17 protein-coding genes, 7 tRNA genes and 3 other annotated features are annotated in these 19,354 nt (G+C 37.6%); all 24 genes read right to left on the reverse strand.

The annotated features are described in order from the left end of the window. Position 1 precedes the first annotated feature (1 nt). Complete coding sequence (zapA, locus tag PRVXH_RS10080) at positions 2-274, reverse strand: cell division protein ZapA (protein WP_353892650.1); 273 nt, start codon at positions 272-274, stop codon at positions 2-4. A gap of 100 nt (positions 275-374) precedes the next feature. Continuing rightward, complete coding sequence (gene pheT / locus PRVXH_RS10085; protein WP_353892651.1) at positions 375-2,753, reverse strand: phenylalanine--tRNA ligase subunit beta; 2,379 nt, start codon at positions 2,751-2,753, stop codon at positions 375-377. A 4-nt stretch (positions 2,754-2,757) separates the two neighbouring features. Further along, positions 2,758-3,789 (reverse strand): phenylalanine--tRNA ligase subunit alpha, encoded by a 1,032-nt coding sequence (gene pheS, locus PRVXH_RS10090; protein WP_353892652.1) that lies wholly within the window; start codon positions 3,787-3,789, stop codon positions 2,758-2,760. A gap of 52 nt (positions 3,790-3,841) precedes the next feature. Beyond that, positions 3,842-4,057, reverse strand: a binding site (T-box leader). A 153-nt stretch (positions 4,058-4,210) separates the two neighbouring features. Continuing rightward, a complete protein-coding gene (locus PRVXH_RS10095; RefSeq protein ID WP_353892653.1) occupies positions 4,211-4,978 on the reverse strand; it encodes an RNA methyltransferase in 768 nt (255 codons plus the stop codon). Further along, positions 4,975-5,628 (reverse strand): TrkA family potassium uptake protein, encoded by a 654-nt coding sequence (locus PRVXH_RS10100; RefSeq protein WP_353892654.1) that lies wholly within the window; start codon positions 5,626-5,628, stop codon positions 4,975-4,977. Before PRVXH_RS10100 ends, PRVXH_RS10095 begins: the two co-directional genes overlap by 4 nt. 12 nt (positions 5,629-5,640) lie before the next feature. Further along, entirely contained in the window at positions 5,641-6,975 is a 1,335-nt protein-coding gene (locus PRVXH_RS10105; protein WP_353892655.1) for a TrkH family potassium uptake protein, read from the reverse strand. Between the two features lie 89 nt (positions 6,976-7,064). Next, positions 7,065-7,418: a 50S ribosomal protein L20 gene (gene rplT, locus PRVXH_RS10110; protein ID WP_353892656.1), complete on the reverse strand. Its 354-nt coding sequence runs from the start codon at positions 7,416-7,418 to the stop codon at positions 7,065-7,067. A 26-nt stretch (positions 7,419-7,444) separates the two neighbouring features. Then, on the reverse strand, positions 7,445-7,636 hold the full coding sequence (gene rpmI / locus PRVXH_RS10115) for a 50S ribosomal protein L35 (RefSeq protein ID WP_353892657.1): 192 nt from the start codon (positions 7,634-7,636) through the stop codon (positions 7,445-7,447). Positions 7,637-7,651: 15 nt separating this feature from the next. Then, positions 7,652-8,149 (reverse strand): translation initiation factor IF-3, encoded by a 498-nt coding sequence (gene infC / locus PRVXH_RS10120; protein ID WP_353892658.1) that lies wholly within the window; start codon positions 8,147-8,149, stop codon positions 7,652-7,654. Between the two features lie 83 nt (positions 8,150-8,232). After that, positions 8,233-8,364 (reverse strand) — a sequence feature (ribosomal protein L20 leader region). 37 nt (positions 8,365-8,401) lie between these two features. Further along, positions 8,402-10,306: a threonine--tRNA ligase gene (gene thrS / locus PRVXH_RS10125; protein WP_353892659.1), complete on the reverse strand. Its 1,905-nt coding sequence runs from the start codon at positions 10,304-10,306 to the stop codon at positions 8,402-8,404. A 42-nt stretch (positions 10,307-10,348) separates the two neighbouring features. Continuing rightward, positions 10,349-10,561: a binding site (T-box leader), on the reverse strand. 35 nt (positions 10,562-10,596) lie between these two features. After that, the gene (locus PRVXH_RS10130; protein WP_353892660.1) at positions 10,597-11,469 is read right to left on the reverse strand and encodes a putative sporulation protein YtxC; all 873 of its coding nucleotides are present in this window, start codon (positions 11,467-11,469) and stop codon (positions 10,597-10,599) included. Positions 11,470-11,646: 177 nt separating this feature from the next. Then, positions 11,647-11,721 (reverse strand) — tRNA-Val (locus PRVXH_RS10135). A 44-nt stretch (positions 11,722-11,765) separates the two neighbouring features. Then, a tRNA-Leu gene (locus PRVXH_RS10140) sits at positions 11,766-11,854 on the reverse strand. 7 nt (positions 11,855-11,861) lie between these two features. Further along, a tRNA-Cys gene (locus PRVXH_RS10145) sits at positions 11,862-11,936 on the reverse strand. Positions 11,937-11,944: 8 nt separating this feature from the next. Then, a tRNA-Gly gene (locus tag PRVXH_RS10150) sits at positions 11,945-12,019 on the reverse strand. A gap of 24 nt (positions 12,020-12,043) precedes the next feature. After that, a tRNA-Phe gene (locus PRVXH_RS10155) sits at positions 12,044-12,119 on the reverse strand. A 4-nt stretch (positions 12,120-12,123) separates the two neighbouring features. Further along, positions 12,124-12,199, reverse strand: a tRNA-Asp gene (locus PRVXH_RS10160). A 143-nt stretch (positions 12,200-12,342) separates the two neighbouring features. Then, positions 12,343-12,428 (reverse strand) — tRNA-Leu (locus PRVXH_RS10165). Positions 12,429-12,459: 31 nt separating this feature from the next. Continuing rightward, complete coding sequence (locus PRVXH_RS10170; protein ID WP_353892661.1) at positions 12,460-12,738, reverse strand: hypothetical protein; 279 nt, start codon at positions 12,736-12,738, stop codon at positions 12,460-12,462. Between the two features lie 197 nt (positions 12,739-12,935). Further along, positions 12,936-13,946, reverse strand: coding sequence for a dipeptide ABC transporter ATP-binding protein (locus PRVXH_RS10175; protein WP_353892662.1), 1,011 nt, complete (start codon positions 13,944-13,946; stop codon positions 12,936-12,938). A gap of 14 nt (positions 13,947-13,960) precedes the next feature. Continuing rightward, positions 13,961-14,929, reverse strand: a complete 969-nt coding sequence (locus tag PRVXH_RS10180) for an ABC transporter ATP-binding protein (RefSeq protein ID WP_353892663.1) — start codon at positions 14,927-14,929, stop codon at positions 13,961-13,963. Between the two features lie 26 nt (positions 14,930-14,955). After that, positions 14,956-15,945, reverse strand: coding sequence for an ABC transporter permease (locus tag PRVXH_RS10185; RefSeq protein ID WP_353892664.1), 990 nt, complete (start codon positions 15,943-15,945; stop codon positions 14,956-14,958). Positions 15,946-15,966: 21 nt separating this feature from the next. Next, a complete protein-coding gene (locus PRVXH_RS10190) occupies positions 15,967-16,938 on the reverse strand; it encodes an ABC transporter permease (protein ID WP_353892665.1) in 972 nt (323 codons plus the stop codon). A 519-nt stretch (positions 16,939-17,457) separates the two neighbouring features. Next, positions 17,458-19,119, reverse strand: coding sequence for an ABC transporter substrate-binding protein (locus PRVXH_RS10195; protein WP_353892666.1), 1,662 nt, complete (start codon positions 19,117-19,119; stop codon positions 17,458-17,460). Positions 19,120-19,354: the final 235 nt, after the last annotated feature.

The following is a 19,354-nucleotide window of genomic DNA, read 5'->3' on the forward strand; positions in this document are numbered from 1 at the left end:
TTTAATCTCCTCCGTTTTCCTCTTGCTCTATCATTTCCAAAAGCTCTTGTTGTTCTTTCTCCAAGGCTATATACTTATCTGCAATATGCATGGCAGCCATTATTGCCACTTTAGAAGAGCTTAGTTTTGGATTCTTCTCTTTTATTAGGCACATTTGTTTATCTACCATATGGGCTAGTTTGGCTACATGTTCTGGTGGATTGCTACCTTTAATTATATAATCTTCACCATAAATTTTAACAACAGTCCTATTATCATCGTTAATTGTCCCCATGTTCTCCCCTCCTACGAAAACAAGCAAAAAGTATTATTAACATTATACACTAAAATAAACTTTTTTGAAAATATATTCATTATTTTCAAACTGCTTGTGTTTAGCGCAGCAAAGCTTGAAATTTCTTTTCCAACAACTGCATTACTTGCTTCATTGACTTGTTTATTTCCTTCTCTTTTAGGGTCTTTTCAGCCTGAATTATTATCGATAGTGCCACACTTTTCTTTCCTGCTTCTATGTTCTCACCTTGATAAACATCGAAAACATCACTATCGTTGATATATTTAATGTTCGATTTTTTAATTTCATCTATCATATCGCCGGTTTGTACATCTTCATCTACTACAACTGCTAAGTCTCGAGAAACAGCAGGGTGCTTAGGTATGCTACGATAGGTTATTTGAGCATCCCAATACGAAACTAACTTACTTAGGTTTAGCTCTATTACTATAACATCCCCTTTGATATCCCAATTATCAGATATTTCGGGGTGAATTTCACCAATGACACCTACAATTTCACCATTAACTATAATGTCGCCACTTTTGTTCGGATGATAACTTTCAGTTTTTGAACGCTTAAGCGACCAATTATCTATGTTTAACATGCTGAACAAATTCTCTAGCGTCCCTTTAGCAGTATAGAAATCATTTGCAGAACTTTTTCCTTCCTGCCAATGCTGGCCACTAGTTTCTGAAGTCATAGCTACAGCCAAAATATTCTCTTCTATAGGATGCTTAATTAGGGGTAGCTCCTTTGCGATATACACTTTTCCAACCTCGAAAATTTCTACCTGCTGAATATTGTGCTTTTGGTTATGAGAGACAGCAGCCATAATCGAAGGAAGCATAGATGTACGCATCAAACTCTCGTTTTCACTTAAAGGATTAGATAACTTTATAGAGCTATCTAATTCCATGTTAGTTTTCTGATAATGCTCTTTTGATATAAATGGATAAGACATTGTTTCAAAAAAGCCTAGAGATGTTAAAGTGTCTTTTAACTCATCGATAACCCTTGCGTTTTTACTTTTTTCACCCACTGTGGTTTCCATATCAGGTAAAGAGGTTGGGATGTTATTGTAGCCTACCATTCTTGCAACCTCTTCAATTAAATCTACGGTCTGAGTCAAGTCTACCCTGTATGAAGGAGGTATAACCTCTATTTTTTCTTTTACCTCAACCTCACACTCTAGTCTTTTAAATATATCAATAATTTCCTCATTTGATAAAGTTAACCCCAACTTACTATTTATTTCTGCAGCTTCTATTGAAATAGGCTTAGCAGAAAAAGAAAAATCACCCGCTAATACTCTGCCGTTTAATTTAGCATCACATATGTCGGTCAAAAGTCTATTAGCTCTATTAGCAGCAGTTATTACCCTGGCAGGGTCCACTCCTTTTTCAAATCTTGTAGATGCATCGGTTTTAATCCCTTGCTCCTTAGCTTTTGTTCTAACCGAGATAGGGTCAAAATAAGCAGATTCTAGGACGATGTTGGTAGTTGTGTCTTTTACCTCACTATCTAACCCACCGATAACTCCGGCCAACGCTAAAGGTCTATTTCCATCTGTTATCAACAAAGATTCTTTCGACACCTTTCTCTTTTCATCGTCTAAAGTTATGAATTCCATACTATCACAAGCTTCCTTAACCACTACTTTATTTGATAAAATTGTTTCCTTATCAAAACAATGTAAGGGTTGCCCTAACTCTAACATTACGTAATTTGAAATATCAACCACGTTGTTAATTGGGCGAACATTAGCTTTTAAAAGTCGGATTTGTAGCCAGATAGGTGAGGGTTTTACACTTACATCTTGTAACACCTGTGCAACATAGTTTTTACAGCCTTCAGTCTCTATATCCACTTCAAAATCAACTGCCTTATTTTCATCTTCCAATTGTTCTGGATAGACAAATTCCGCCCCAGTTATAGCCTTAATTTCTTTGGCAACACCTACCATATTTAGACAGTCGCCACGGTTTGGTGTTAAGTCCAATTCAAAAACATAGTCATCTAGGTCTAAAGCTTCCTCTATTGAAATTCCAACTGAAGTATCGGACGGTAGGATTAATATCCCATCTTCAAAAACTACGTCGAGGTTAAGCTCTTCGCCTGCACAGAGCATCCCGTAGGATTCTACCCCTCTAATTTTAGACTTTTTGATTTTAAAATTACCAGGTAGAATTGTTCCAACAGTGGCAAACGGAACTTTCTGCCCCACTTTAATGTTTTGTGCTCCGCAAACAACTTGATATAATTCCTTCCCATCACTGACTTCTGTTATAGAAAGTTTGTCTGCATCTGGGTGTGGACTTATTTTTTTAATTTCCGCTACTATAACTCCATCTAAGTTGTCAAAGGGTTTATAAACATGCTCCACAACCACTCCTGCATCTGTTAGCTTCTCTGCAAGCTGATTATGGTTATCATCTATATTAACATATTCTTTTAACCAATTATAAGATATTCTCATGTATTTAACCTCCAATGAATTGTTTTGAAACTCTTATATCACCGCTATAAAAATCTCGTATGTCTTTTACCCCGTATTTTAACATAGCTACTCTCTCGATGCCGATGCCAAAGGCGAAACCTTGAACTTTGTTGGGATCATACCCTGCGTTTTTCAATACATTAGGGTGCACCATTCCTGCGCCTAATATTTCTACCCATCCTGTTTGAGAACAAGTCCCACAACCATCTCCATCACACATGATACAACTTATGTCCACTTCAGCACTAGGCTCTGTAAAAGGGAAATAGCTTGGGCGAAGCCTGATTTTCTTATCTTTACCGAACATCTTCTGTGCAAATAACAATAAAGTGCCCTTTAAGTCAGCCATTGTTATATTTTCATCTACAACTAACCCCTCTAACTGCTGAAATACAGGCGAGTGTGTAGGATCATCATCTTTTCTAAACACTCTACCTGGACTTACTATCTTGACAGGTAGTTTGCCTTCTTTTTTTAACATCGTTCTAACCTGAACTGGAGATGTGTGGGTTCTTAGCAGAAACTCATCGGTAATATAAAATGTATCTTGCATATCCCGGGCTGGATGCGTTGCTGGTAGGTTCAAAGCTTCGAAATTATAGAATTCATTTTCAATTTCTGGGCCTTCAACAATCTCATAACCCATTGATATAAAAGTTTCTTCCATAGCCCTCTTAACAATTGTCAAAGGATTTAAACCACCTATATTCCTTCCTGTACCAGGCAGAGTTATGTCTATTGACTCTTTTAGAAGCTTATCCTCTAACTCTTTTTGTTTTAAATAATCTTCCTTTTTCTCAGTTAAGCTTTGTATTTCCTCCTTAACTTCATTGGCAAGTTTACCCATGACAGGTCTTTCTTCAGGAGATAAAGAACCCATTTGCCTCAACAATGTAGTAATTTCTCCTTTTTTCCCTAAGTAGTTGACCTTTAATTCATTTAACTGAGCTAATGATGAAGCGCTATCTATTTCTTTTTTTGCAGCTTGTAAAATTGAGTTTAACTCGTTTTTCATATCTATCCCTCCAATTTGCTAGTTACATTGTAAAATAAAAAAATCCGCCCCAAATTGGGACGGAAAATTCCGCGGTACCACCCAAGTTGCTTAAAGTAAGCCCCTCGACACCTTTAACGGAGTGCACCGGATAAGCTTACTAAGCTGAGCCGTTAAGCTTACCAATTTGAAAGTGAATTCAGCTACATCTCTCTTTAGAAGCTCTCATCCTATGCTCCTTTTTCTGTAAAAGAGGTTATGTGCCTACTATCTTTCGCTCTATCATTTGGCTATACTCATTTTTTTCTTATACTTCAGATAATATGTCACTACTCCGGTTTGAACAAATAACTTCCAAAACTTATCTTTACCCATATATCTTTCCCTCCCGGCAATAGTATATAAGCAATGATAACATATTTTCTGACTTTTTACAAATCTATTACGAAGACTGAAGTTTATACAACATAATTCCAGCAGCTACTGCTACATTTAAGGACTCTATTTCCCCATATATAGGAAGTTTCACACTAACTCCTGGCATTTTTTGAACAGATGTTGAGATGCCGTTAGCTTCATTACCTACTACCAGACAGTAATTACGATTAGGGAGGTCAACATCTCCCCAATATTCGCCCTCTAAGTCACTTTTTATAAGTGTTAGCTCCCGGTTAGATATAAATTCTTTTAAGTCGTTCAAATCTAAATCATACACAATAGGTATGTTATGTAATGCACCCATAGTGGCACGTAAAACCTTGTCATTAAATATATCCACAGTTCCTTTTAATAATAACATTCCATCTACACCACTTGCAACAGCAGTTCGAATAATTGTTCCTAAATTTCCAGGGTCCTGAACTCTGTCAATCACTATATAGTTACCCTTACTTAGATCTTCTATTTTAAAATCTGGCCTTTGTACAAGAGCAGCTATACCCTGAGTTGTGTCTGTACTTGAAATAGTGTTAAAAAGATTATCACTTATAGTTATTATCTTATCATTACTAAAGCTATTTAACAGCTTTTCATACTTTTTAATCATCCCATCTTGAAGCAAAAGCTTTTCTATTAGGTTTGGGGTTTTTTCAGCTATTTCATGGACAAACCTCTCACCCTCAGCTAAATAGAAGTTCTCTTTACTTTTCTTCCCTTTTTTCTTGTTCAACAAAATTTTTTTTATTAAGGGATTATCTTTTGAGGATATCATTTTTCTCGCTCCTCAATCTTCTTTAAGCTTTTATTGCTACCAATTACCACTAAGATATCGCCCTCTTTAATTTCAATATCTGCAGTAGGAGAAACATTTATATCATCCCCTGTCTTTATAGCCATGACATTAATCCCCACCTTTGCTCTTAAGTCCAGCTTCTCTAAACTTTTATTAACCATAAAATCAGGTGCGGTAATCTCCACTATGCTGTAATCCGGCGCCAATTCAATATAATCCAATATATTGGTTGCTGTTAAGTTATTGGCCACTCGGGTCCCCATATCTCTTTCGGGAAAAACAACCCTATCTGCCCCTGTTTTCCAAAGAACCTTACCGTGCAGTTCATTTTGTGCTTTGGCAACCACGTAGGGAACACCCAAATCCTTTAAAAGTAGTGTAGCTAAAATACTCGCCTGAATGTCCTGTCCAATTCCTACAATGCCTACATCAAAATTCCTAAGCCCTAAGCCTTTTAGGGCATGCTCATCTGTAGCATCAACTTGAATCACATGTGTAGTAAACTCTAGTGCTTCCTGCGTACGCTCTTCACTTCTATCTAAACCTAAAACCTCATATCCCATGTTGTTAAGTTTTTTAGCTACGCTATTTCCAAATCTACCTAACCCTACTACTACAAACTGTTTCATATTAACCCTCCTTTAACCTACCAGTACACGCTCCTCTGGGTAGCGTATTTTAGATTTGCTATATCGACGTCCTAACGCTAAAGCTAAAGTCAACGGTCCTACTCTGCCCATAAACATTACAACGATAATTATACCTTTGCCAAAGGTAGTTAACTCTGAGGTTATGCCTGTACTTAGCCCTACAGTACCGAAAGCAGAAACTACCTCAAAAAATACATTCATAAACTCTTGGTTTTCTGTTTGAGAAAGCACAATAGTTACTGTGCCTACAACAATTAATCCGATCACAATAATTGAAAGGCCTTTCAAAACTATATGGTAGGGAATGCGCCTGTTCATCAAATTAACTTCGTCTCCACCCTTAATAATAGCATATACAGCTACCAAAAGCACTCCAAAAGTTGTAGTCTTTATTCCACCGCCTGTAGAAGCTGGTGAGGCTCCTATAAACATAAGTAATAACATAAAAAACAAAGTCCCTGCCTCTAAAGACCCAGTATCTATTGTGTTAAACCCTGCTGTTCTGGTTGTAGCCCCTGTAAAAAAGGCAGGCATGATTTTTTCCACAAAGGAAAGCTCACCTAACGTTGCAGGGTTATCATATTCTAAAATAAATATCCCCAAAAAGCCCACAACTAAAAAAATTGCTGTTAACAGTAGCACAAACTTACTATGTAAGGCCATTTTTTTTATTGAACCTCTTGTATATATATCCACAATTACGGTAAATCCTAGTCCCCCAAAAATAAATAATCCCATTATAACAGTATTTACCACAAAATCGTCTCTGTAAGGTGTTAATCCCACGCCGCCTCCAACAATATCAAAACCAGCGTTAGAAAAAGCAGAGATAGAGTGGAAAACCCCCATATATAGACCTCTTAATAAACCGACATCCTGAGAGAATCTTATGCCTAAAATTAAAGCAGCTACACCTTCTATAATCAATGTTAAGATAATAATACTTTTGGTTAAACGAACCAAGCCAGAAAGAGTTATTTGATTTAAGGCCTCCTGTATCACCAACCTACCTTTAAGTGTGATTTTTTTCCCTAGCACAAGAAATATCAGCGTAGCCATGGTCATAAAACCTAGCCCTCCAGCCTGTATAAGTAGCATAATTACCACCTGTCCAAAGGTGGAAAAAAAAGTACCGGTATCAACCACTACTAGACCAGTCACACAAACAGCGGAAGTAGCGGTAAATAATGCATCTAAAGGACTTAGAGGTTCTCCTGATGCAGAAGCAATAGGCAATGACAGTAGTATAGTCCCTAATAAAATTAATATTAAGAAACCTACAACCAATACTTGTGCAGGAGAGGGTTGAAACTTTTCCGAAAACATAACCCCACTTCCTTTCAAAATCTTCACTAAACACTATATGTATCTATCTCTAATTTTACAAAAAAAGCGCAATTATATGCGCTTTTTTGTTAGATATTTTCTTTTGCTACGCCAACTAGTTGTTGGAAACCGTTGCTATCGTTAACAGCCATGTCCGCTAACATCTTTCTGTTGATGTCAACACCTGCATTTTTTAAACCGTTAATCAGTTTGCTGTAAGTTAAACCGTTGTTTCTTGCTTCAGCATTGATTCTAGCAATCCATAACTTTCTGAACTCTCTTTTACGATTCTTTCTATCTCTATAAGCATAGGTAAGTGACTTGATTACCTGCTCATTTGCTCTTCTAAATAGTTTACTTTTTGATCCATAATAACCTTTTGCTAACTTTAGTGTTTTTTTATGACGTTTTCTGGTTTGCACACCAGGCTTTACTCTAGGCATTTTCGTAAACCTCCTTTTTCAATATATTACGGCAATAATTTCCCGATTCTTTTTTCATCACTTTTGCTTACTAAGTCACCTTTACGTAACTGACGCTTGCGCTTAGAAGTTTTTTTAGTTTTAATATGCTCAGCAAAAGCACTGCTTCTTTTGATTTTACCATTTTTATTTCTTTTAAATCTTTTCTTAGCTCCACTGTGAGTTTTCATCTTTGGCATAGTTAGTCCTCCTCTCTAGCTATTTTTAGGGGCTAAAACCATAGTCATGTTTCTTCCTTCAAGCTTTGCTTTTTTCTCAACTGTTCCTAAATCAGCAACTTCTTCTGCAACTCTTTCACATAGTTTAGTACCAATTTTAGGATGGGTTACTTCTCTACCCCTAAACATTATTGTAACTTTTACTTTGTCTTGTTTTTTGAGAAATCTAATTACGTTTCTAAGCTTGGTTTGGAAGTCATGCTCATCGATCTTAGGTCTCAACTTAACTTCTTTTACGCTAATTACATGTTGCTTCTTCTTGGCTTCTTTTTCCCTTTTCGCTTGTTCATACTTGTATCTACCCACATCCATAATCCTACATACTGGTGGGCGAGCTTGGGGTGCAACAGCCACTAAGTCTAATCCTTGATTTTCTGCCATTTCTCTAGCTTTTTTTGAAGTAACAACACCTAGTTGTTCGCCATCACTTCCTATTAGGCGAATCTCCTTAAATCGAATATCCTCATTTGTCATAAGGTCTTTACGAATAATTTTCCACCTCCTAAAAATTTAACTAAAAAGGTGTTAAAACACCTTAGAAGTACAAAGCCATCAAACAAAATAAAAAAGGGCGGATAATAGCATCCGCCCTTTGATATATATAAATACAGATATACCAAAATTATTCTCCCATAACCTTACTAGCTCGTAGCCGCAAGGTGAGAAGCGGATGGCCTCTACTTTTCACAACTTATATACTACACCTTAACACCTTATTTGTCAAGTTTATTTTTTCTGTTGTATTTCATCTACAACTTTTTCCACAAACTCTGTGCTACTTACTAGTCCTAGCTCACCTTTATCCCTAGATCTAACGTTCACACCATTTTGCTCAACCTCTTTATCTCCCACTATCAACATATAAGGTATTTTTTTTAGCTGGCCTTCTCTTATTTTATAGCCAATCTTTTCGTTACGGTCATCTAAGGTCACCCTTACACCTTTACTTTCAAGCTGCTTCTTCACCTCTACACAGTAACTTGCGTGCTTATCGCTTATAGGCATAATCCTTACTTGTTCCGGAGCTATCCAAGCTGGGAATGCACCACCGTAGTGTTCTATTAACAAACCTAAAAATCTATCAACGGCGCCTAGCACTACCCTATGCACTACAACAGGTCTGTGTTTTTCCCCATCTTCACCAATATATGTTAGATTAAACCTTTCTGGCAACATAAAGTCTAATTGAATGGTTCCGCACTGCCAGCTTCTACCTAATGAGTCTTCAAGATGAAAGTCGATTTTAGGACCATAAAAAGCTCCATCACCTTCATTTATTTCAAAATCTAACCCTTTATTGACTAGCACTGACTTTAACGCATCGATAGCTTTGTCCCATATTTCATCAGAACCTATAGCTTTTTCTGGCTTAGTGCTAAGCTCCAGCTTATACTTAAAGCCAAAGACACTATATACATCATCAATAAGCTGTATAACTTTGCTGATTTCTTCCTCAATCTGTTCTGGAAGCATAAAGATATGAGCATCATCTTGAGTAAAACTTCTAACACGCATAAGACCGTGTAAAGTTCCAGAAAGCTCTCGTCTATGAACTAACCCAAGCTCTGCCATTCTTATAGGGAAGTCTCGGTAACTATGGTGATTGCTTTGGTATATAAGCATAGCACCTGGGCAGTTCATAGGTTTTATAGCAAAATTCTCATCGTCAACCTCAGAGTAATACATGTTCTCTCGATAGTTTTCCCAATGACCTGACTGCTCCCACAACCTTTGATTCATCATAATAGGTGTTTGAATTTCATCATATCCATAATCTTTATGCTTTTGTCTCCAGTATTTTAGCACTTCATTTCTTAGCACCATTCCATTTGCGTGATAAAAAGGCATGCCCGGTGCCTCGTCACTTATGCTAAAGAGATCTAACTGCTTTCCTAGCTTTCTATGATCTCTCTTTTTAGCCTCTTCTAACCTATGCAAATGTTCATCTAACAGTTTCTTTTTAGGGAATGCTGTGCCGTATATCCTTTGCAGCATAGGCTTTCTTTCGTCTCCACGCCAGTAGGCTCCTGCAATGCTTAAAAGCTTAAATGCCTTTAATCTTTTAGTGGATGGGAAATGAGGTCCAGCACAAAGGTCAACAAAGTCTTGTTGCTTATAGTAAGATATTTCTTCGTCGTCACTAAGCTCCTCAATAAGCTCTAACTTGTAATCTTCACCTTTTTCTTTAAACATTTCAAGGGCCTCGTCTCTAGAAAGTACATTACGATCAAAACCGATATCCCTTTTTACAATTTCCTTCATCTTATCTTCAATTTTTTCTAAATCCTCAGGAGTCAGCTTGTCCTCTAACTCAAAATCGTAATAAAATCCATCCTTAATACTAGGTCCAATTCCAAGCTTTACGTTAGGGTAAAGTTCAGTAACAGCTTGTGCCATAATATGAGCAGCGCTATGTCTAAAAACGTCTTGGCCTTCCTCTGAATCAAATGTTAAAATATCCACCGAGCTATCTTTTGTAACGTTTTTATCTAAGTCAACTAACTCTCCGTCAACTTTACCAGCTATAGCCTCTTTAGCTAGTCTTGAGCTGATAGATTTTGCAATTTCATAAACCGAAACCTCACTATCAAATTCCTTTACACTACCATCTTTAAGTGTAACTTTCACCATTATAAACCCTCCTACTTTTATATAATAAAAAACGCCCCTTAAAAAAGGGACGATAATTACCGTGGTTCCACCCTAGTTAAAAGATTTACCATCTTTCACTTAGATCGATTGTGTAACGGTTATCAACCGGCACAGGTTTTGGCCTGCCAGCTCAGGGGCGGTCTTCGCTAACTTTTCTTTTAGGTAGATTTTCAGCCTGGTGATCTACCCTCTCTGAAAAAGTAAGCCAGCTACTTTTCCCTTCTTAGCTTTTATATTTTAGAATATTATAATGATATTTGCAAGTTTTGTCAACCTTTTTCTCCTTTTTTAGGAGTATGCTCACAATCTTCACAAATTGTACAACCTAAACATATGACAATACGATCTTCAAAAATACTATTAACAGTGCGCAAAAGTTCCTCTCCTGAGTAAAAATCTTTAATATGGACAAATACCTTTAAAGGTGAGTTAGTAACTAGCGAGCTTATTATTCCATCTCCACCAAATAGTTCAAGACAACTTTCTTTGGTCATTATTTTATTATTACTATCATTTAATAAGTAATACCCATCTTTTTTTAAAAGATGAACCTCTTTTTCTTGCGGCTGTTGAACATTAACAAAGTACTTTAACAATCTTATAAAATCATTGTACTCCTTTTCTAACTTTAATTCATCCGCCGCTTGCTCTATAAAGTTTTCCAACTTTCCAAAGTAACTTTTCAATCTAAACCTTAAAAATCCTTCTATGTTGATTTGGGGTTGGCTAAGTAAGTGATCTAATATTTGCTTAGAGATATCTTTTTTTGACTCATCTTTTCGGTCATGCAAATCATCAAACTCCTTAATGACTTTTAAAGACTTTAAGTAAAGTTTGTTCTGCTCTTTTTCCTTTAAATGTGAGTAAGATCCTTTAATCAACTTTTCCACTAAATTTTTTTCTAATACTTCTACTATATAATCAGCTAACGCCCATGATAGCTTCTCAAACACTTTCTCCTGTTGCAGTGGCGTCAGCTCATCTTTTAGGATAGTGCATCCCATAAAAGTAGTATTTCCGTCGCTATCCTCACTTATCTCAACGCCTATCCCCTCCCGCCTCAACGGTTCTAACATATTTTGATTAAGGCAGCTTCGAAACTGATCAATAAACCGTTCAGTACCGATAGTTAAACTTTCCATGTTGTCCCCCCTTACTTGTGTTTCTAAAAATATTATATGAGTGAACGCTGTGTTATATACGGTATAAAAGTAAACACATTTGTTCAATCCTCCTTTAAGATTGCAAAACCTTATTATCTATATATTATGTCTTTTAAATAAAAAAACAACCTATTTCTAGGTTGTTAATTTTCTTTATGGTGGGTCTGGCGCGGATTGAACGCGCGACTTCTACCCTGTCAAGGTAGCACTCTCCCGCTGAGTTACAGACCCGAGTAAAAAAACCTGAGCGTTTACTCAGGTTAATTAGGCAAAATTGGTGCCGAGGACCGGAATCGAACCGGTACGGGCCGTGAAGCCCGAGGGATTTTAAGTCCCTTGCGTCTGCCTGTTCCGCCACCCCGGCATATTTGTGGAGGCGGCACCCAGATTTGAACTGGGGAATAAAGGATTTGCAGTCCTCTGCCTTACCACTTGGCTATGCCGCCAAACATCTTGGAGCGGAAGACGGGATTTGAACCCGCGACCCTCGCCTTGGCAAGGCGATGCTCTACCACTGAGCCACTTCCGCATATTATTATTTTTTTAAAAAAGATGGTGCCTCAGGGCAGAATCGAACTGCCGACACGAGGATTTTCAGTCCTCTGCTCTACCGACTGAGCTACCGAGGCACTATGGCGGAGCTGACGGGAGTCGAACCCGCGATCTCCTGCGTGACAGGCAGGCATGTTAACCACTACACCACAGCTCCATGTCCTAGCGACAATAACTATTATAACTCGGCTTCAATAGTTTGTCAACACTTTTTTGAAAATCCTTTTTGCAGTCACTAACTGCTGTGAAACATTACCTAAATAGTATAACATGAGTTTCATAGGTTGTAAAGCATTTTTTTGGTGCGAGAGGCGGGACTTGAACCCGCACGGTACTTGACCACATGTCCCTCAAACATGCCTGTCTGCCTGTTCCAGCACTCTCGCTCGCAAAAAATATTATATAATTTATACTTTACTATGTCAAGCTATTTAGCATCAATAACACTTCAGAATAAGGATCATCCATAGGAGCTGGACCTACAAAAATATATATTAATACACAAATAATTATCAGCGGCAGTAAAAAAATTAACAGTTGTGGCAGGTAAGCCCTAAATGCTGCTAGCACTAAAATAAAGGCTTCCTTTCCAGTTATATCTGCATTCTCTAATTCATCATCAGTACGTCTTTCTTCATTATAGATTCTTTCTTCATGTGTTTTGTTAATCTTTTGGGGTTTGTCATTGTGATACATTATCTTCACCGCCTTAAAATATAGTTACTGTAATTATAAGTCATGGATGTACCAAAAACAATAAACTCTTCTAGGAAATTATACTAAGCAGCTAATATATTCTTTCTAATAATATCTACCTAACAAGGGAAAATATAACTAACATCTAGAATTATTATTAAATCCAGGTGAGAAAATCTCACCTGGATTTAATAATTTTATTTATCCATTAAATGACAAGCTACGTAATGCTCGTTCCCTATATCTCTAAACTCTGGCTCTTCCTCTTTACATCTGTCCATTGCATAACGACAGCGAGTGTGGAATCTGCACCCTTTAGGAGGGTTAACAGGGCTTGGAACATCGCCTGTTAGAAGTATTTTTTCTTTTCTAATTTCTGGATCTGGAATTGGAACAGCTGAAAGTAGAGCTTGTGTATATGGATGTTGTGGATTGTCGTACAAGGTATCCTTGTCAGCCATTTCCACCATTTTTCCTAGATACATTACACCAACACGATCACTTATGTGTTTAACTACACTAAGGTCGTGAGCGATGAAGATATAAGTTAGTCCAAATTCTTCCTGCAAATCCTCAAGAAGATTAATGACCTGAGATTGAATAGAAACATCCAAAGCTGATACAGGCTCATCTAATATAACAAGTTCAGGGTTCAATGCTAAAGCCCTTGCAACACCTATTCTCTGACGTTGCCCCCCACTAAACTCATGAGGGTAACGACGGATATGGTAAGGACTTAGACCAACCACGTCTAATAGCTCTGCAACTCTTTTGTACTTAGCGTCACCTTTTTTAATGTTATGGATATCTAAAGCTTCGCCAACTATATCTCCAACTGTCATACGTGGATTTAGCGAAGAATATGGATCTTGAAAAACAAACTGCATGTTCCTTCTAACTTTTCTTAATCTATCTTTATCGAAATCAGCAACATTTTCGCCTTTGAATAATATTTCGCCCTTTGTAGGCTCAAGCAGCCTAAGCAAGGTTTTCCCGGTAGTTGACTTGCCACATCCCGACTCACCAACAATGCCTAAAGTCTCACCTTTTTTTACAAAAAAACTTACTCCATCAACTGCCTTTACATGCCCAACAGTTCTAGAAAATACACCACCTTTAATAGGGAAGTGTTTATATAGGTCTTTAACTTCTAACAGTTTTTCATAAGCTTGCTCGTTATTCACAGCTTTATCTGTCACTTGCGACATCTATCCCACCTCCTTTAATTGTGTAACCAGCAGGCAACTGTATGCCCTTTGGATTTTTCTTCTAACTGAGGGATCTCCTCTTTACATTTATCCATTACGTGTGGACAACGAGGGTGGAATCGGCACCCCGAAGGCATATCCAGTGGATTTGGTACTGATCCTTCAATAGAATCTAACCTTTCCTTTCTTTCATCTAAACTAGGAATAGAGTTCATCAATCCTTCTGTATAAGGATGAAGATGCTTTTTAAATAAATCCTTAACTGGCGCTTCCTCTACTACACGCCCAGCATACATAACGATTACACGATCTACAGTTTCAGCAATTACCCCCAAATCATGGGTAATAAGTATTATAGATGTCCCCAGTTCCGTTTTTAGCTTTTTCATAAGCTCAAGAATCTGAGCTTGGATAGTTACATCCAATGCTGTAGTCGGCTCATCGGCGAAAAGTAATTTAGGGTTACAGGAAAGAGCCATAGCAATCATAACCCTTTGCCTCATTCCACCACTAAGTTGATGAGGGTACTCGTCAACTCTTTTTTCAGGTAGAGGTATACCAACAAGAGAAAGCATCTCAATAGCCTGTTTTACTGCTTCCTTATGGTTTTTACCCTGATGCAGTTTGATAGCCTCGGTAATTTGATCACCCACGGTATAAACTGGGTTTAAAGATGTCATAGGCTCTTGGAAGATCATAGACATCTCGTTACCTCTAAGCTTTCTCATTTCGTCTTCTGGTAAATTTAACAGATCTTTGCCGTCAAAAATTATCTCGCCATCTTCAATTTTTCCTGGTGGCTTGGGTATAAGTCGCATCACCGATAAAGAGGTAACACTTTTACCACACCCTGATTCACCAACAATCCCTAAGGTTTCTCCAGGTTCAACGTCAAAATTAACACCATCTATAGCAGGTACAACTCCATCTTCTGTATAGAAGTAAGTCTTAAGGTTTTTTACACTTAGCAGTTTTTCAGACATTAGCTCACCTACTTTCCTTTAAAATATTATTGTTTTAATCTTGGATCTAGAGAGTCTCTCAAACCATCACCAAGGAAGTTATACCCCAGTATAGTTAGGAATATAAAAATCCCAGGATATGTTGTCAAATAATGATGATCTCTTAGATAAGATTGTCCATCGTTTAGAACATTACCCCAACTAGGATTTGGAGGCGTAATTCCTATACCTAGGAAACTTAGCGTTGTTTCTGTCAGTATCGCCCCACCGATACCTAAGGTAATCGACACAATAAGTGGTGCCATTGCGTTAGGAAGAATGTGCTTAAATATGATTCGCATATCGCTAGCGCCTAATGCCTGAGCTGCTTGAGTAAAGTCACGCTCTCTTAAGGATAAAAACTCAGCTCTTACAAGACGACATACACCAGTCCAGCCGGTTATACCTATTACAACCATTATCAGCATTATGCCCCCATCAAAAAAGGCTAATATAGTTAAAAGTAAGAATAAAAGTGGGAAACTCATAACTATTTCAGTAAAGCGCATAATAATAGCATCTACCGCCCCACCAAAGTAACCTGCACTAGCTCCCATAACAATCCCTATACTTCCAGAAATCCCCATAGCAACAAAACCTACAGCTAGGGAAACTCTACCACCCCATAACACACGAGCAAGCACATCACGCCCCAGTCTATCTGTGCCTAGCGGGTGCTCCCAGCTTTGTTCCGCCAACCTGTTATCTAAATTCTGAGCTCTATAATGATGTCCATGGGTTCCGTTCCAGGATATTTCAGTATCACCAATTGTAAACTCAAACCCTCCGTAAATTACCGGACCAATAATAGCAGTTGAAAACATGATTATCAGAAGTATAAATCCAGCTATAGCTGTTTTACTTCTTCTAAACCTTCTTTTAAAAGTATTCCACATACTACTATCTGATGCTCGCTTGTCAGCTTCCTTAACGAGCTGTTCAGCATTTAACTCTTTAACATCTTGCTGTTTGTCATTTTTATTTTTAATATCTGACATTTTAATTACCCCCTTCCGGTTTTAGTCGAATCTAATTCTCGGGTCAACAACGACATAAGCAATATCGGCTATCAACATAAACACTAAAGTTAGCGTTGCCATAACGGTATTGAAGGCCATTACGATATTGTAATCACGTTGCCCTATAGCTTGGAAAACCGTTCTTCCTACACCAGGCCAAGAGAATATAGTCTCAATAACTACAGAACCAGCTAACAAACTAGGGATAGTAAAGGTTAGAATTGTAACTAAAGGTATCATACTATTTCTTAGAGCATGTTTATAAATTACCACTCTTTCAGAAAGTCCCTTAGCACGAGCTGTTCTTACATAGTCCTCTCTGATAACCTGTAACATACTAGCTCTCATATAACGGGTAAAACTAGCCATAGCGGAAGTACCCATAACTATAGTTGGGAGAATCAAGTGCCGTATCCTATCAACTATTACCCAGTAATAACCATGGGTTTCAACAGAAATCCCTATAGTTCTCATCTGCATACCGGGGAGCCACTCTAACTTTATATAGAACAAATAAATTAAGAGTAACGCATACCAAAAGTTTGGCATCGCAATACCAAAGAATGTAATGAAGGTAGCTACATAGTCAGCAATGGAATATTGGCGTAGAGCCGAGAATATCCCCACCGGTATGGATACTGCCAAAGCAAAAACTAAAGAAAATACATTTAGCTGAATTGTATTTGGCAACCTACTAACAAGCATATTCAACACCGTATCACCTGTTCTAAAGCTTCTCCCTAAGTCACCTGTGATAAATGATGAAAACCACCTACCATACTGAACATAAACAGGGTCATTTAAACCCCATAACTCTTGTAGCCTTGCCAGTTCATCCGGATGTGTATCTGGACCTGTAAATAGGTCAATCGGAGAACCAGGTGCTAAATGAACAATTGAAAAAGACACAATAGTTATACCAATAAACACCGGAATCATTTGTAGAAGTCTTCTCAAAATATACGTCGACATGTTTTAACCTCCTTTTAATCTTGTAGTGCCAGGCCTTTTGTTTAAACTACGCCCCCCTTTCCTGTTGTGAAAGTTTATAAGAGTCAGGAAACTGAACGCTCCTGAAAAAATATACTGTTGTATAATAAGAACTCACAAGACTATATATTCGATAGTATTAAACAAAATTCCTGCTTGTTAATAAAAATTTAATCCTTTAAGTTTATCTTTTTACTGTATGATACCCCTTCTTTGTAAAGGGTTTAGCGAAATAAAATTGAAAAGTCACCCTGTTTTACAACTGTTATAGTCTGTTATACACCCAAGAAATACTGCTATTATTGGGATTGTTTGCTTTTTTAAGAATAATATATTGTATTAAAAATTGTTGCATATTTTATACTATTATTAAATAAGCAACCTATCTACACTCTAAATGATAATCTTTTTTGTTTAATTAAAAGATGCCGACGTTACAACGTCGGCATCTTTTCTTGTCATCATGCTGATGAAAATGCCTCTTATTTAACAGCTAATGGTTTACTCAGCACTGTGTTCTTCCATATACCATTGTTCTGGGTAGTAAAGAGCGGTGTCTCCTACTTCATACCCTTCTAGGTCTGCAGGTATTGCAATGGTTTGCTTAGATGCAAATAGGAATGTGTACGGTAAGTCTTCGGACATTACTCTCTGAAGCTCAGCATATGGGACTCTTCTTTCATCCTCATCCACTAAGCCTCGTCCTTCTTCAATTAGCTCGTCCACTCGATCGTTAGCATATCCTACGTCATTAAATCCGACATCTATCATGTCGCTGTGGAATATGTTGTAGGGATCAGGATCCGCACCTAGATTCCACCCTAAGATAACAGCATGGAAGTTACCTACATCAACGTGGTTAGCTAAGAAAGTTTGCCATTCTACAAGCTCTGGCTCAACTTTGATTCCAACTTCTCTTAGTTGCTCTTGAGCTATTACTTGCATGTCCATTCTTATGCTGTTTTCAGGGTGAGTAATTAGAGTAAACTCAAATTTTTGATTGTTTATATCACCATCTAAATGTCTGTAATCAGAACCTTCTACCTCTAGCCAACCTGCCTCATCTAAGAGCTCGCCGGCACGTTCTTGATTATACTCAATTTTATTAATATCCTCTTCAGAGTATGCCCAAGAGGATCTAGGGAAGTGACTGTGCATAAGGTACCCTTGTCCATCTAAGATTTCGTCGATAACTTGCTGACGGTTAATAGCATGGGTTATCGCCTGACGCACTTTAACATCTGTAAATGGGTTTAGGTCATCGCCAAAAGCGTCTTCTCTATGGTTGTACCATAAAGCTGTATACCCTAACTGGTCCACCTCTTCAAATTTAAGAGTGCCATCTCCTTCCGGACCTTTTTCTGAAACAATATGTTCTCTATCGCTAGGCTGCACCCCGGCATAATCAATTTCACCTTGCTCTAGCGCTCTCATTTGCGCTTCAGTGTCTTGAACATCTATAAAATAAAGTTCTTCTATAAATGGCATTTCATCATCTAGCCAATAGTTGTCATTTCTAGTAAGTCTTACATACTCGCCATCAACCCATTCTCCCCATTTATATGGTCCTGCTCCGATAACATCAGCGTTGCGTCCTCTATTAGCAGGGTGCCCATCTAACTCCGAGATATCTTCTTCAACTTGTTCTTCGAAGATATGCTTCGGTATAATATTCCACGATAAATGGTTCATAATAGGACCAAATGGTTCAATTAAAGTAAACTTAATCTGGTAATCATCAATTACTTCGATATCTTCGATATGCTGGAAGTTTCCTCCTCTGATACCTGGGTAATCTGGGTTCATCATGGTAGCGATGGTAAATTCAACATCATGCGCTGTCAATTCTACTCCATCATGAAACTCTACTCCCTCATTAAGCCAAAAGGTGATTTCTGTATCATCCTCACTTACATCCCACTCTTTAGCTATATGAGGAACTAACTCAAAATCAACATTCCTGCGCATCATACCATCAAATAAAAATGGAATGATATCTCCGGAAGCGGACTCAGAATAGAGGATTGGATTGAAATTATCAGGATCCCCTATAAGAGCTCTTGTTATTCTCCCACCTGTATCTGGCCCAGGTGGTGTACATCCTACAGCAAAGCCTACAATCAAAACCAAGCTTAACACCAACACCAAACTTTTCTTTAACAAAAGATCTACCTCCCTATATTTTATTCGAGCAATATTTGTTAACAAATATCACCCTATTGCAACAAAGTAACTGTAATATTACTTTGTTAATACTGTTATTCTATATTTTTTTCTGAAACTCCTGCATAATTTTTAATTTTTTTGAAAAATATCTTAACTTCCTAATATAAGTGTCTTTGTAACAAGTATGATACCGGTTATTTTGTTGTCTGTCAATTGTTTTTTTTAAAATAAT

Source organism: Proteinivorax hydrogeniformans (genome assembly GCF_040515995.1).
Lineage (GTDB): Bacteria > Bacillota > Proteinivoracia > Proteinivoracales > Proteinivoracaceae > Proteinivorax > Proteinivorax hydrogeniformans.

Bases quoted from the DNA above. Each gene is read 5' to 3' on its own strand.
- PRVXH_RS10130 (WP_353892660.1), bottom strand. From the start codon at position 11,469: ATGGAAAGTTTAACTATCGGTACTGAACGGTTTATTGATCAGTTTCGA.
- pheS (WP_353892652.1), bottom strand. From the start codon at position 3,789: ATGAAAAACGAGTTAAACTCAATTTTACAAGCTGCAAAAAAAGAAATA.
- PRVXH_RS10105 (WP_353892655.1), bottom strand. From the start codon at position 6,975: ATGTTTTCGGAAAAGTTTCAACCCTCTCCTGCACAAGTATTGGTTGTA.
- infC (WP_353892658.1), bottom strand. From the start codon at position 8,149: ATGACAAATGAGGATATTCGATTTAAGGAGATTCGCCTAATAGGAAGT.
- PRVXH_RS10175 (WP_353892662.1), bottom strand. From the start codon at position 13,946: ATGTCGCAAGTGACAGATAAAGCTGTGAATAACGAGCAAGCTTATGAA.
- rplT (WP_353892656.1), bottom strand. From the start codon at position 7,418: ATGCCTAGAGTAAAGCCTGGTGTGCAAACCAGAAAACGTCATAAAAAA.
- PRVXH_RS10170 (WP_353892661.1), bottom strand. From the start codon at position 12,738: ATGTATCACAATGACAAACCCCAAAAGATTAACAAAACACATGAAGAA.
- PRVXH_RS10185 (WP_353892664.1), bottom strand. From the start codon at position 15,945: ATGTCAGATATTAAAAATAAAAATGACAAACAGCAAGATGTTAAAGAG.
- PRVXH_RS10190 (WP_353892665.1), bottom strand. From the start codon at position 16,938: ATGTCGACGTATATTTTGAGAAGACTTCTACAAATGATTCCGGTGTTT.
- PRVXH_RS10180 (WP_353892663.1), bottom strand. From the start codon at position 14,929: ATGTCTGAAAAACTGCTAAGTGTAAAAAACCTTAAGACTTACTTCTAT.
- thrS (WP_353892659.1), bottom strand. From the start codon at position 10,306: ATGGTGAAAGTTACACTTAAAGATGGTAGTGTAAAGGAATTTGATAGT.
- PRVXH_RS10100 (WP_353892654.1), bottom strand. From the start codon at position 5,628: ATGAAACAGTTTGTAGTAGTAGGGTTAGGTAGATTTGGAAATAGCGTA.
- pheT (WP_353892651.1), bottom strand. From the start codon at position 2,753: ATGAGAATATCTTATAATTGGTTAAAAGAATATGTTAATATAGATGAT.
- rpmI (WP_353892657.1), bottom strand. From the start codon at position 7,636: ATGCCAAAGATGAAAACTCACAGTGGAGCTAAGAAAAGATTTAAAAGA.
- PRVXH_RS10095 (WP_353892653.1), bottom strand. From the start codon at position 4,978: ATGATATCCTCAAAAGATAATCCCTTAATAAAAAAAATTTTGTTGAAC.
- zapA (WP_353892650.1), bottom strand. From the start codon at position 274: ATGGGGACAATTAACGATGATAATAGGACTGTTGTTAAAATTTATGGT.